The sequence below is a fragment of the Amphritea balenae genome, from assembly GCF_003858655.1.
Classification (GTDB): domain Bacteria; phylum Pseudomonadota; class Gammaproteobacteria; order Pseudomonadales; family Balneatricaceae; genus Amphritea; species Amphritea balenae.
In genome coordinates this window covers 40,730-54,474 of sequence record NZ_RQXV01000013.1, presented here as the reverse complement: position 1 = coordinate 54,474, position 13,745 = coordinate 40,730, and the positions used below count along the sequence as shown (strand labels likewise).

At 50.1% G+C, this 13,745-nt stretch carries 13 protein-coding genes; 8 read left to right on the top strand and 5 right to left on the bottom strand.

Annotated elements, in window-relative coordinates; all coding sequences use genetic code 11:
• Positions 1-3: 3 nt before the first annotated feature.
• Positions 4-864 (bottom strand): LysR family transcriptional regulator, encoded by an 861-nt coding sequence (locus tag EHS89_RS18525; RefSeq protein WP_124927662.1) that lies wholly within the window; start codon positions 862-864, stop codon positions 4-6.
• Between the two features lie 100 nt (positions 865-964).
• Here EHS89_RS18525 and EHS89_RS18520 point away from each other — a divergent pair, with 100 nt between their 5' ends.
• Positions 965-1,609, top strand: coding sequence for a glutathione S-transferase family protein (locus EHS89_RS18520; RefSeq protein WP_308430930.1), 645 nt, complete (start codon positions 965-967; stop codon positions 1,607-1,609).
• Between the two features lie 82 nt (positions 1,610-1,691).
• Here the strand turns inward: EHS89_RS18520 and fba are convergent, their stop codons facing one another.
• From fba to tkt, 4 genes are all read right to left on the bottom strand, one after another.
• Positions 1,692-2,732 carry a class II fructose-bisphosphate aldolase gene (fba, locus tag EHS89_RS18515; protein ID WP_124927661.1) on the bottom strand — a complete coding sequence of 347 codons (1,041 nt, stop codon included), beginning with the start codon at positions 2,730-2,732 and terminating at the stop codon, positions 1,692-1,694.
• 458 nt (positions 2,733-3,190) lie between these two features.
• A complete protein-coding gene (locus EHS89_RS18510; protein ID WP_124927660.1) occupies positions 3,191-4,351 on the bottom strand; it encodes a phosphoglycerate kinase in 1,161 nt (386 codons plus the stop codon).
• A gap of 81 nt (positions 4,352-4,432) precedes the next feature.
• On the bottom strand, positions 4,433-5,449 hold the full coding sequence (locus EHS89_RS18505) for a type I glyceraldehyde-3-phosphate dehydrogenase (protein ID WP_124927659.1): 1,017 nt from the start codon (positions 5,447-5,449) through the stop codon (positions 4,433-4,435).
• Positions 5,450-5,520: 71 nt separating this feature from the next.
• Positions 5,521-7,515: a transketolase gene (gene tkt, locus EHS89_RS18500; RefSeq protein ID WP_124927658.1), complete on the bottom strand. Its 1,995-nt coding sequence runs from the start codon at positions 7,513-7,515 to the stop codon at positions 5,521-5,523.
• 322 nt (positions 7,516-7,837) lie between these two features.
• Between tkt and metK the strand changes: the two genes are divergently transcribed.
• The 7 genes from metK (at position 7,838) to pyrR (ending at position 13,735) form a co-directional block, all read left to right on the top strand.
• The gene (gene metK / locus EHS89_RS18495; protein ID WP_124927657.1) at positions 7,838-9,028 is read left to right on the top strand and encodes a methionine adenosyltransferase; all 1,191 of its coding nucleotides are present in this window, start codon (positions 7,838-7,840) and stop codon (positions 9,026-9,028) included.
• 285 nt (positions 9,029-9,313) lie between these two features.
• A complete protein-coding gene (locus EHS89_RS18490; protein WP_124927656.1) occupies positions 9,314-10,042 on the top strand; it encodes a 16S rRNA (uracil(1498)-N(3))-methyltransferase in 729 nt (242 codons plus the stop codon).
• Between the two features lie 65 nt (positions 10,043-10,107).
• Positions 10,108-11,061, top strand: coding sequence for a glutathione synthase (gshB, locus tag EHS89_RS18485; RefSeq protein ID WP_124927655.1), 954 nt, complete (start codon positions 10,108-10,110; stop codon positions 11,059-11,061).
• Positions 11,062-11,141: 80 nt separating this feature from the next.
• Positions 11,142-12,092, top strand: a complete 951-nt coding sequence (locus EHS89_RS18480; RefSeq protein ID WP_124927654.1) for an energy transducer TonB — start codon at positions 11,142-11,144, stop codon at positions 12,090-12,092.
• 50 nt (positions 12,093-12,142) lie between these two features.
• Positions 12,143-12,724, top strand: a complete 582-nt coding sequence (locus EHS89_RS18475; RefSeq protein WP_124927653.1) for a YqgE/AlgH family protein — start codon at positions 12,143-12,145, stop codon at positions 12,722-12,724.
• Positions 12,725-12,762: 38 nt separating this feature from the next.
• Entirely contained in the window at positions 12,763-13,239 is a 477-nt protein-coding gene (gene ruvX, locus EHS89_RS18470) for a Holliday junction resolvase RuvX (RefSeq protein WP_124927652.1), read from the top strand.
• Positions 13,220-13,735, top strand: coding sequence for a bifunctional pyr operon transcriptional regulator/uracil phosphoribosyltransferase PyrR (gene pyrR / locus EHS89_RS18465; protein ID WP_124927651.1), 516 nt, complete (start codon positions 13,220-13,222; stop codon positions 13,733-13,735). Before ruvX ends, pyrR begins: the two co-directional genes overlap by 20 nt.
• Positions 13,736-13,745 lie beyond the last annotated feature (10 nt).

Genomic DNA, 13,745 nt, shown 5'->3' with positions numbered 1-13,745 from the left:
TTATCAAAATTTTGCTAACATCCCGGCTGTCCGGCTGGCCAGCTGGGTCAGCCGGTCTGAGCCAAAATCCGGATGAGGATTTGCAGCCGACTGTAGAACAATATCCACCGTTGGCGACTCAGGAAAGCCACTGGTTGCCGGAAGTCGATACAGATCATCCGGCACGCCACAGTCCGACAACATAGTCACGGCCTCACCTCTGCGAACCATCTCAATCAATAGTGCACAATGGCCCGAGATACAGATAATTTCAAATGAGACGCCCTGTTTCGTCAGTCCATCTACCGCGGTCGTATGAAATTTACAGTCAGGCTCGACCAACGCTAGCGGCAAAGGCTGGTTACGAACGATAAAGTCCGCCGAGGGCGCTACCCAAACCCCTTTATCCTGCAATAGCAGATAGCCTTCCTCTCGCTCCGGACGACGGGTTAAAACCGACAGATCCAGCTGCCCCCGGTCCATCAGATCCCGCAACACCGATGAAGATCCTGTACTTATCTGAACCTGAATGCCGGGTACAGTTGAATGGATTTGCGCCAACAAATCCGGCAATACCCCCTGAACATAGTCATCCGGGCATCCCAGCAGCAGTGGTCGCCGGTTCTCACTTGTGGATAACTCACTCAACGCTTCATCATGCAGTTTCAGTATCCGTCGCGCATATCCTGCCAGTTTCAGCCCGTCATCGGTAAGCTGCAGCTCACGTCCCTCTTTCAGGAACAAGACCTTATCCAGCTGTTCCTCTAGCCGCTTCATCTGCATACTGACTGCAGACTGGGTGCGAAACACCTGCGCCGCGGCACGGGTAAAGCTGCCGGTATCTACCACCGCAATAAAAGTACGAAGCAGTTCATGGTCTAACATCAGCGGAATAAATACCTGTTATCAGATTAATTGGTTTGAGACTCAACCGGTTAAACGCCAGACTAAATCAATCCAATCTATCCGTAAACAGGGACACATAATGATGCAATTAGTTATCGGCAACCACAACTACTCCAGCTGGTCACTGCGGGCCTGGCTATTAATGCGCCATACAGGCCTGAAATTTGAAACCCTACGCATCGCACTGTTTACTCCGGGCTTTACCGATCAGATAAAACAGTACAGTAGCGCCGCTAAGGTACCGGTGTTACTCGATAACGGTCAGACTATCTGGGATTCACTGGCGATCTGCGAATATATCAGCGAGCAGCACTTAAATGGCGCTGGCTGGCCGGTAGATATTCAACTACGAGCCCATGCCCGTAGCAGCTGCGCCGAGATGCATTCCGGCTTTATGGCACTACGTAACGAGATGCCGATGAACTGTCGCCGGACTGTGGATAATTTCTCCACTTCAGAAGCCAGCCGGAAAGATATTGAGCGGATCTGCCAACTCTGGGACGAGGCATTAAAAATAAGCGGTTCCGAGCAATTCCTTTATGGGGATTTCAGTATTGCTGATGCCTTCTATGCCCCGGTAATATACCGCTTTAATAGCTACGGCGTTGCGCTGACACCTCAGCTGGAAGCTTATAAAGAGCGGGTACTTAACCTCCCCGCCTGCCAAGAGTGGCTTGAGTTAGCCAGACAGGAAACAGAAGTGATTGAAGAGGAAGAGGTTTAACAGACCATTGCCTACAAAAGCAAAAAACCGCCAATTGGCGGTTTTTTAATCTAACAAATTATCTATAAAACACTAACGCGTTTTACAGACCGTATTTGTCAGCCATATCTTCCAGAGAGATCGCATTGATCTTGCTGGCATTACCTGCAGCACCGAATGCTTCGTAACGGTCAGTAACGATATCGCCCATCGCATCCATGGTTACTTTCAGGAATTTACGTGGATCAAACTCAGATGGGTTCTCAGCCAGGAAGCGACGTACCGCACCAGTTGATGCCAGACGCAAATCAGTATCGATATTAACCTTGCGTACACCGTGCTTGATACCTTCAACGATCTGCTCAACCGGCACACCGTAAGTCTCAGGGATCTCACCGCCGAACTCGTTGATAACTGCCAGCCACTCCTGTGGGACAGAAGAAGAACCGTGCATTACCAGGTGGGTATCCGGGATACTTTCGTGGATCGCTTTAATACGATCGATCGCCAGAATGTCACCGGTTGGTGGGCGGGTAAACTTGTAAGCGCCGTGAGAAGTACCGCAAGCGATTGCCAGAGCATCAACACCGGTCTGAGCAACGAAATCTTTCGCTTCTTCAGGATCGGTCAGCATCTGCTCAGCAGACAGAGTGCCTTCTGCGCCTACGCCATCTTCTTCACCCGCCTGGCCGGTTTCCAGAGAACCCAGACAACCCAGTTCACCTTCAACAGAAACGCCGCATGCATGCGCCATCTCTACGGTACGACGGGTTACATCCACGTTATATTCGTAGCTGGACGGCGTTTTGCCGTCAGACATCAGGGAACCGTCCATCATTACAGATGAAAAGCCCATCGCAATAGAACGCTGACAAATAGCAGGAGACGTACCGTGATCCTGATGCATACAAACAGGGATATGCGGGAATTCAGCAATTGCCGCCAGAATCATATGACGCAGGAAGTTAGAGCCCGCGTATTTACGCGCACCGGCAGATGCCTGCACGATAACAGGAGAATCGGTCTTATTCGCCGCTTCCATGATAGCGCGCATCTGTTCCAGATTATTTACGTTAAATGCCGGAATACCGTAGTCGTTCTCTGCTGCATGATCCAGCAGCTGACGCATGCTAATAAGAGCCATATGTTCACCTATTGACCCTGACATTCCATAAGGGCGCTTAGTAGTTTTAAGTGCCTTATGCTGCCGGGTATTGTCGTTAAATTAATAAATTTTGTCGTTCATCTGGCGTCGCTGATCGGTTTTCTGAAAAATCTGTCGTTGCGTTGAAGCTGATCTGCTGTAAAGCCTTGGAACCACCAAAGCAATACAGCAGATCAACTCCACTGCTTAGCCACATTTCCCAGAAATTCCAATCCCCTTATGGATTGCCAGGGTCTTTGTTAAGCCACTTAACGGCTTTAAATTCTATCTTAAGCAGCCAAGTGATACAGCTGCTATGTATTTTATCTTCAAATCATTAAAGCGTCATGAGCGATGGGAGTTCAAGGCAAAAGCTGGTGCAGAAGCGGAGCTTACATTTGTAAGTGAGCATTCTAAGCCAGCTTTTAACGCCGAAATCCTGAGCCCAATAGCTTTAATTAAGCGCGGGATTCCAGCATTGCGACTGCTGGTAATACCTTACCCTCTACAAACTCAAGGAAAGCACCACCACCGGTAGAGATATAAGAGACCTGCTCTGCAATCTCGTACTTATCCACAGCGGCCAACGTATCGCCACCACCGGCAATAGAGAAGCCGTTACTTTCAGCAATCGCCAGTGATAAGGTTTTAGTCCCTTCACCGAACTGATCAAATTCAAATACGCCTACAGGACCATTCCAGATAATAGTACCGGCGTCTTTTAACAGACCTGCCAGGTTAGCTGCAGATTGTGGACCGATATCCAGAATCATATCGTCTTCAGCCACGTCATCAACAGACTTAACCGTTGCCGTCGCTGTTTCAGCAAACTCAGTCGCTACAACTACATCAACCGGCAATGGAATATTAACTTTTTCCATCAATGCCTTAGCCGTAGGAATCAGGTCGTGTTCGCACAACGATTTACCTACCGGCTTGCCTGCAGCTGCCAGGAAAGTGTTGGCGATACCGCCACCTACGATCAGCTGATCAACTTTATCGGACAGTGACTCAAGCACCGTCAGCTTAGTGGAAACCTTAGAACCACCAACGATAGCAGCCATTGGGCGGGCCGGATTATCCAGCGCTTTAGCCAGGGCATCCAGCTCACCGGCCAACAGAGGACCAGCACAAGCAACCGGGGCAAATTTAGCCACACCGTGGGTAGACGCCTGGGCGCGGTGCGCGGTACCGAAAGCATCCATCACGTAGATATCGCACAGCGCAGCCATCTGCTGCGACAGTGCTTCATTATCTTTCTTCTCACCGGCATTGAAGCGTACGTTTTCCAGCAGCACCAGATCGCCTTCAGCAACTTCAAAATCACCCGCCAGCCAGTCTTTGATTAACGGCACTTCACGTCCCAGCAGGCCAGCCAGATGTTTAGCGACTGGCGCCAGCGAGCTGGCTTCATCGTATTCACCTTCAGTAGGACGACCCAGGTGAGACATCAACATCACTTTTGCACCGGCTTCCAATGCATGTTTGATTGTTGGCAGTGATGCACGGATACGGGCATCGCTGGTTACCTGGCCATCCTTGACGGGTACATTGAGGTCTTCACGGATCAGAACGCGCTTGCCATTCAGATCCAGCTCGGTCATTTTCAGTACGCTCATTACGCTTCCTACTTTCTAAGATTGTATAAAATTCTGTTGGTATGGCCAGATACAACTCATCAGTCCTGCCATATCGCCTTGTTATTCTTTGTTAAGCCAGGCCTGTGCCACATCCAGCATCCGGTTGGCAAAGCCCCACTCATTATCAAACCAGCACAACAGCTTGATCATATTACCGCCGCTTACCCGGGTCTGAGTTCCATCTACAATGCCTGAGCGGCTATCGCGGTTGAAGTCTACCGAAGCATGGGGCTCTTCGGTATAGCCCAAAAGTCCCTTAAGGGGCCCCTGAGCTGCCTGCTGCAAAATGCTGTTTACCTGATTCGCATTAGTGGTATTAGCAACATTCAAAGAGATATCCAGCAGCGATACATTGATGGTCGGCACCCGCACATGCAGGGATTCAAATCGTCCTGCCAGTTCTGGCAACAATCGATCAATGCCTTTATTAAGGCTTGTATCCACAGGGATTATCGAATGCATCGAACTTCGGGTCAGGCGCAGATCGGTCTGGTGATAACTATCAATGACCGGCTGATCGTTCATTGCGGAGTGAATAGTAGTAGTCACACCGCTTAGAATAGTCAGTTCCCGGTGTAACAGGTTCAGTACCGGAACAATACAGTTAGTGGTACAAGACCCTGCCGCCACTATTTGCTGATCGGCCTGTAGCAACTGATCGTTAAAGCCATACACAATGGTGGCATCTACATCAGTATCCGCAGGCTGGGAAAACAACAAACGTTGTGCGCCGCTCTTGATATGCTGCTGAGCAGAGTCCCGGTCACTAAAACTACCGGAGCACTCCAATACCAGATCGATATCCATCTCGGCCCAGGGCAACTTGTCCGGATCTTCTTCGCTCAACACCCGAATAGAGTCGCCATTGATCAGCAGATTCTGGCCGTCATGATCCACCGCAACCGGGAATCGGCCATGGGTCGTATCATACCGGGTCAGATAACTGACCGTATCAATATCCGACAGTTCATTCAGGGCAACCACCTGTAACTGATCGCGGTAACCGCTCTCGTAGATGGCGCGTAAAACACACTGTCCGATCCGGCCGTAGCCGTTTATGGCAACTTTAAAACTCATAATAAAGGGGCATCAGGGTCTTTAACCAAAAAGGCCAACTGAATCAGCTGGCCCTTTGCTTATGTCTGCTGTTACAGAACAGACTTAACTTTTTCGACTACATTCTCAATCGTGAAGCCGAACAGTTTAAACAGCTCGCCCGCCGGAGCAGATTCACCGAAGCTGGTCATACCTACGATCGCGCCATTCAGACCAACATACTTGTACCAGTAGTCCGCCTGAGCAGCTTCAATAGCAACCCGCGCAGCAATAGATGAAGGCAGTACCGCTTCGCGGTAAGCAGCATCCTGCTTATCAAACAGATCTGTACAAGGCATAGAGACTACACGTACCTGCTTACCTTCAGCTGCCAGCGCTTCAGCAGAGTCCATTGCCAGACCTACTTCAGAACCTGTAGCGATGATGATCGCATCCGGTGTACCTGCAGTGTCACGCAGGATGTAACCACCGCGGGCAACATTGGCCAGCTGCTCATCAGTACGCGCCTGATGTGGCAGATTCTGACGCGAAAAGATCATCGCTGTAGGACCATCGGCACGTTCCAGTGCAGACTTCCATGCAACAGCGGATTCAACTGCATCCGCCGGACGCCAGGTGCTCATATTAGGGGTATGACGCAGGTTAGCGATCTGTTCAATCGGCTGGTGTGTCGGACCATCTTCACCCAGACCGATAGAGTCGTGGGTGTATACATGGATAGCACGCTGCTTCATCAGAGCCGCCATACGCAGTGCGTTACGGGCATACTCCATGAATACCAGGAAGGTCGCGCCGTACGGGATGAAACCACCGTGCAGTGCAATACCGTTCATGATCGCTGACATACCGAACTCACGTACACCGTAGAACATGTAGTTACCGGATGCATCATCCTTAGTCACACCTTTACAACCGGACCACAAGGTCAGGTTAGAACCGGCCAGGTCAGCAGAGCCGCCCATCAGTTCTGGCAACAGAGGACCAAATGCATTCAGTGCATTCTGAGATGCTTTACGGGACGCAATAGTTTCGCCCTTGTCCTGCAGCTCTTTAATATAAGTATCAGCCTGAGCAGAGAAGTCTGCTGGCAGCTCGCCAGTGTAACGACGAATCAGTTCACGGGCTTCAGCCGGGTAAGCCTTGCTGTATTCAGCAAAACGCTCTTCCCACTCATTTTCCAGGATCTTGCCAGGCTCGTTGGCATTCCACTGGCTGGCTATATCTTCAGGGATAACGAATGCATCGTGTTCCCAACCCAGCTCTTTACGCGCCAGTGCGATCTCGTCGTCACCCAGAGGTGCGCCGTGGCAATCTTCTTTGCCCTGCTTATTAGGAGAACCAAAACCGATAATGGTCTTGCAGCAGATCAGCGTTGGCTGATCTTCGTTGTCCTGTGCCGCTTCGATTGCTGCTTTAATCTGCTCAGCATCGTGGCCATCCACATTAGGAATTACCTGCCAGCCGTAAGATTCAAAACGCTTCGGCGTGTCATCGGTGAACCAGCCTTCAACTTCACCATCGATAGAGATGCCGTTGTCGTCGTAGAACGCAATCAGTTTACCCAGACCCAGAGTACCCGCTAAAGAACAGGCTTCGTGGGAGATACCTTCCATCAGGCAGCCATCGCCGAGGAACGTATAAGTGTGGTGATCGATAATCTCATGGCCTTCGCGGTTAAACTGCGCCGCCAGAGACTTCTCTGCAACGGCGAAGCCTACTGCGTTGGTGATGCCCTGCCCCAGTGGACCAGTAGTGGTTTCAACGCCCGGAGCATAACCGTATTCCGGGTGGCCGGCGGTTTTAGAGTGCAGCTGACGGAAGTTTTTGATGTCATCAATAGACAGATCATAACCGCTCAGGTGAAGCAGGCTGTAGATCAGCATTGAGCCATGGCCGTTTGACAGTACAAAACGGTCACGGTCCAGCCAATGCGGGTTCGCCGGATTATGTTTCAGGAAGTCATTCCATAGTACTTCAGCGATATCAGCCATACCCATTGGCGCACCAGGGTGGCCAGATTTAGCCTTCTGAACAGCATCCATACTGAGGGCACGAATTGCATTGGCAAGTTCTCTACGCGAGGACATTCATTAACTCCAGGGGTGAAACCCATATTGAGATTTTAAATATGTCAGATGCTTTCGGGATTTCCCTTATGAGGCGTTTCCCGCAGCAGCAACAAAAAACAGGCGGGTATTTTCTCGCAACCGGTCATCAGCTTCAAACCTATTTACGCAGAATTTGATGAAAATGAGTGGTTTTCATCTAAAAAAGTAAAAAAATCATCCAAAAAGCTAATCATGGTCATGCAATCGATGCGTAACCAGATTAAAATACGCCCATTCTTATGCTCTGGTCTCCGATCAGATGCCATACCTTATTCCCTAAAGTTTGGATTGAAGACGCGAAATGAGCGAATACAGCCTGTTTACTTCGGAATCAGTTTCCGAAGGTCATCCTGATAAAATTGCCGACCAGATCTCTGATGCGGTACTTGATGCCATTATTGCTGAAGACAAGCATGCCCGTGTTGCCTGTGAGACATTGGTTAAAACTGGTGTTGCTGTGGTATCCGGTGAAATCACTACCTCTGCCTGGGTCGATCTGGAAGATCTGGTACGTGGCGTTATCTGCGATATAGGCTACACCTCTTCTGAAGTCGGCTACGATGGCGAGACCTGTGGTGTGATCAACATCATTGGTAAGCAGTCACCTGATATCAATCAGGGTGTCGACCGCGCTAAACCCGAAGATCAGGGTGCCGGTGATCAGGGTCTGATGTTTGGCTACGCCAGCAACGAAACCGATGTCCTGATGCCAGCGCCTATCTGCTACGCTCACCGTCTGGTTGAACGTCAGGCAGAAGCGCGTAAGTCTGGACTGTTGCCATGGCTGCGTCCGGATGCCAAGAGCCAGGTAACTTTCCGTTATGAAGACGGCAAGCCGGTTGGTATCGATGCGGTTGTACTTTCAACGCAACACAACCCGGATGTCTCTATGGCAGACCTTCAGGAAGCGGTGATGGAGCTGATTATCAAGCACACCCTGCCTGAAGAGTGGATCGATAAGAGCACTAAGTTCCACATCAACCCAACCGGTAATTTTGTTATCGGTGGCCCGGTAGGTGACTGTGGTCTGACCGGTCGTAAGATTATCGTGGATACCTACGGCGGCATGGCCCGCCACGGCGGCGGTGCATTCTCCGGCAAAGACCCATCAAAAGTTGACCGTTCAGCCGCATACGCTGGCCGTTACGTTGCCAAGAACGTTGTTGCAGCGGGTCTGGCAGACAAATGTGAAATTCAGATCTCTTATGCGATCGGCGTTGCAGAGCCGACCTCAATGTCAATCAACACCTTTGGTACCGGCAAAGTTTCCGATGGCAAGATCATTGAGCTGATCCGCAACCATTTCGACCTGCGCCCGCATGCTATCACCCGCATGCTGGACCTGCTGCACCCGATGTACCGTCAGACAGCGGCATACGGTCACTTTGGCCACAACCCGTTTGAGATGACCAACGGTAACGATACATTTACAGCTTACAGCTGGGAAAAGACCGATAAAGCCGACGAACTACGCGCTGCTGCAGGCATCTAAGATTGAGCTGAGTCATTCGAAAAAGGCAGAGTATTTTACTCTGCCTTTTTTTTGCTTATTCTCAGGCTAAAGGGAACCCTAAGAGCTTACTTCACCACAGCACCCATAGGGCATGATAAGGGCACTGAGAGCACTGAGAAGATCAACAATATATGTAACTATGTTTCTCCCTGTCCTTTGATCTCTCCGTGGTGTCATTCTTCTCTTTGGTACATTTTTTTGGTTCAACCCACCAAACACTGCATAATGCATCCTGATGCTTATCAATACAGTTAAAGACAGATTATGAGAACACCCCGTTTTTACGAAACTCAGCCTCTTAGTGATGGCCTGGAAATCGATCTTAGCGATACCGTCACTCAACACGTATCCCGGGCGTTACGGATGCGCGCCGGTGAACAGATTATTCTGTTTAATGGCGACGGCTTTGAGTACAGGGCAGAACTGACTGAAGTTGCTAAACGCAGCGCCCGGGCCAGAGTCACCGAAGTATCAGAACCCGCTCGCCGTTCACCGTTGAATATCACGGTTGGCCAGTCGATCTCCCGTGGCGAACGTATGGATTTCGCCATTCAGAAAACCACTGAACTGGGCATAAACTCTCTGGCACCACTGTTTTCTGAGCGCTGCGAAGTAAAACTTAATGCCGAGCGTCAGGAAAAACGCCGCCAGCACTGGCAACAGATCGCGGTCAGTGCTTGTGAACAAAGTCTGCGATGTGATGTCCCAGAGGTGTCAGCACCTCAATCTTTAACTGATTGGGTCACCAGTGTTGAAGCTGACCTTAAACTGGTTCTGCATCATCATACAGAGCAACCTTTAGGTGATTTTCAACAACCCGGCTCAATTGCGTTACTGATCGGCCCTGAAGGAGGATTAACTGAAGCAGAGGTCGAACTGGCACTGGCCCAGGGCTTTAAACCTGTCGCCTTCGGTCCACGGGTTTTCCGTACTGAAACAGCTCCGGTAGCAGCCATATCTATTTTGCAGTATCTATGGGGCGATCTGAGCTAACCACTGGTGATGATAATAGCAGGCAGGTAGAATCCACCTAATCAACAGATTAATAAGGTTACTCGATGACAGTTAAAGTCGGTATTGTGATGGATCCGATTGAATCCATCAGCTTCAAAAAAGACAGTTCACTGGCAATGCTCTGGGCCGCTCAGCGCAAAGGCTGGGAACTATGGTACATGGAGCAAAAAGACCTTTATCTGCGCGACGGCAAAGTATTGGCTAAAATGGCACCTTTGAGTGTCGATATGAACCCAGACAATTTTTTTGAACGTGGCGAATACCAGGTTGAAGAGCTCAGCAGTCTTGATGTGGTTCTGATGCGTAAAGATCCACCTTTTGATAACGAATTTATCTATACCACTCACCTGCTGGAAATTGCCGCCGCTGAAGGTAACACCCTGATGGTAAACCGACCTCAGGCGCTACGGGATTATAACGAAAAGATATTTGCTACCCACTTCCCTGAATGCTGCCCGCCGGTACTGGTGACACGACGCGACGACCTGCTGCGAGACTTCCACGCCGAATATAAAGATGTCATCTTTAAACCGTTAGATGGTATGGGCGGCACCTCGATCTTCCGAATTCAGGAAGAGGGTGTAAATCTGGGGGTGATTATCGAAACCCTGACTAAATTTGGTACCGAAACCATCATGGCACAAAAATACCTGCCGGAGATTGTCGATGGTGATAAACGTATTCTGCTGGTGAATGGTGAAGCCGTACCTTACGGTCTGTCGCGCATTCCAACCAACGGTGAAACCCGTGGTAATCTGGCTGTCGGAGGCCGGGGCGAAGGTCGTCCACTAACCGACAGAGAGAAGTGGATTGCAGAACAGGTTGGCCCAACGCTCAAAGCTCAGGGCATTCTGTTTGCCGGACTCGATGTCATAGGCGACTATCTGACCGAAGTAAATGTTACCAGCCCAACCTGTATCCGCGAGTTGGATGATCAGTTTGGCCTGGATATCGGTATGGATCTGATGAATGTAATTGAGGCAAAGCTAAAGCCTTAAAAACCTTACCATCAGAATTAAATCGCTAATACAGAGCCAGGCACAGGGAGCTGATACTGCTTTGATCACCGGAATGACACATGAGTAAAGCTGTCGCTGTTGTTACATCAGCCGACCGACTCGGCTTTACTTTGTTCCTGGCCCTGGCAGTTCATGCAGCAGGTATTCTGGGTATCGGGTTTACAATGTCACCCAAACAACCTCCAGCCCAAACGCTGGAGGTCACCCTGGCGCAATATAAAAGTGAGACCGCACCTGAGCAGGCTGACTTTATCGCCCAGGCGGATCAACAGGGTAGTGGCCAACTGGAAGAAAAAGCCCTGCCTGCAACCCGTGAAAAAGCTGACTTTCAACACCGGGATATTCAGGAAACAGCACCGCTACAGCCGGTAACACAGCCCAACCCTAACGCGACCACCCCGGCGCCTGCAGTCACAACTGAACCCGCTCCAAATCTGGATGCCATGGTTAGTAAAACAACTGTCGCGCCTGAAAAGAAAGTACTGACAACAACAGCTAAGCAACCGAAAAAGAGTAACAACTCTCCCGCTCTGTTAAAGAAATCATCACCACCTCCACCGGCCCCGGGCAGTTCAAAATCATTATTGGCGCGTAGTCTGGAGATCGCCAGCCTCGAAGCCCAGCTTGAATTTCAGCGTCAGGAATATGCTAAACGCCCACGTATAAAACGGCTTACATCGGCATCGACTCGTAGTCATTCTGACGCTACTTACCTGGCTAACTGGCGCCGCAAGATTGAGTCCGTTGGCAACCTTAATTACCCTGAAGAGGCGCGTAAAAACGGCCTGTACGGTAGCCTTCGCATGATGGTTGTTGTACTGCCAAACGGCAATGTGAAGGAGATCCGGGTACTGCACTCTTCCGGTAATAAAGTACTGGACGATGCTGCTGTACGTATTGTGCAGCTGGCATCACCTTTCCAACAGTTCCCGGTAGAGATGCGAAAAAATACCGATATACTGGAAATCATCCGCACCTGGAAATTTGAGAAAACTACTCGGGTATACTAAGAATTAAGGTGTCGCAGAGTCTTTTTTCTGCCCAGATGCAGGTACATATTATGGCTATTTCCAAACCTTTTCCGTATCTGCCAGGCAGTTTGCAAGGACACTTCCTCCTATCCATGCCTCATATGGATGATCATAATTTTGACCATACCCTGACCTTCATTTGCGATCATAATGAATACGGCGCCATGGGTATTGTGGTCAATCGTCCCACTGAGCTCAGCCTGGGTGAGCTGTTCAATCACCTTGAACTGACCCAGGAGTGTAAAATACAGGCCCCGGTTTACGCCGGCGGACCGGTGCAGGATGATCGGGGCTTTATCCTTCACAGCCCTACCGAGCGCGACTGGGACTCCTGCTATGAAATTAATGGTCAGCTGACGATTACCACCTCGATGGATATAATGCACGCGATCAGCAATAACGAAGGCCCTGAACAGTACCTGGTAGCTTTGGGGTATGCTGGCTGGAGCGCTGGACAGCTAGAACAGGAACTGAGTGACAATGTATGGTTAAGTTGCCCGGCTAATTTGGATATAATATTCAACATTCCGGCTGAAGAACGATTACAGGCAGCTGCAACAACCCTGGGTGTTAATCTGAATCTGATGACATCCCAGAGTGGCCACGCCTGAACACTCTTCTGTGCCGCTAACCAGGATTAAGAAGCGGAATGAACACAATAACAGGTCCCGTTATTGGATTTGACTTTGGTACCACCCGAATCGGCATTGCCGCCGGACAGCCTATTACTGGTACCGCATCTCCCTTAGCTCCGATAAATGCCCGTGATGGCATTCCCGACTGGTCACTGATTGAAGCACTGATCACTGAATGGCAGCCTGTTGCGCTGGTCGTCGGCATCCCATTAAATATGGATGGCAGTATCAGTGATATGTCCCGTCGGGCCCGTAAATTCGCTAACCGAATCAAAGAACGCTGCAAAGTCCCCTGCTATCTGATTGATGAGCGCCTCTCGACCCGGGAAGCAAAACAGATCAGTCTGGCCCGGGGTGGCAGCACTAATTTTAAAGAAAACTCGGTTGACGGAATTGCCGCTCAACTGATTCTGGAAAGCTGGTTTGAATCAGACCAGCTAATATCCAGTGAAACCCGACTGGAGGACCTCTATGGTATCGGGCGTCATTAAAGTAGATAACCTGTTAGACAAAATGGCCACTGATCTGCGCAACCTGGTTAAGGTACGCGGAATTGAAAACCCAATGATGATAGGAATTCGTACCGGAGGTGTCTGGCTAGCGGAGCATCTGCATCAACAGTTGGACATTTCTGGTCCACTGGGCACGCTGGATATCTCATTCTATCGGGATGATTTCTCCCGTGCGGGCCTTAATCCAAAGGTACAGCCATCGGTTTTGCCCAGCGCTACTGAAGGCCGACATATCATTTTAGTCGATGATGTCATCATGAGCGGCCGGACTATTCGCGCAGCGATGAATGAGTTGTTTGATTATGGTCGCCCTGCCTCTATTACACTTGTAACCATGTTAGACCTGAGCCGTCGGGAACTGCCCATTCAGGCAGATGTGATAGGTGATACCCTGGCGCTGGCCGATGATGAACAGGTTAAACTGACAGGCCCGGAGCCTTTATCTCTGGAGATCCGAAAGAAGTCTAACCCTTAACCCTACTGCC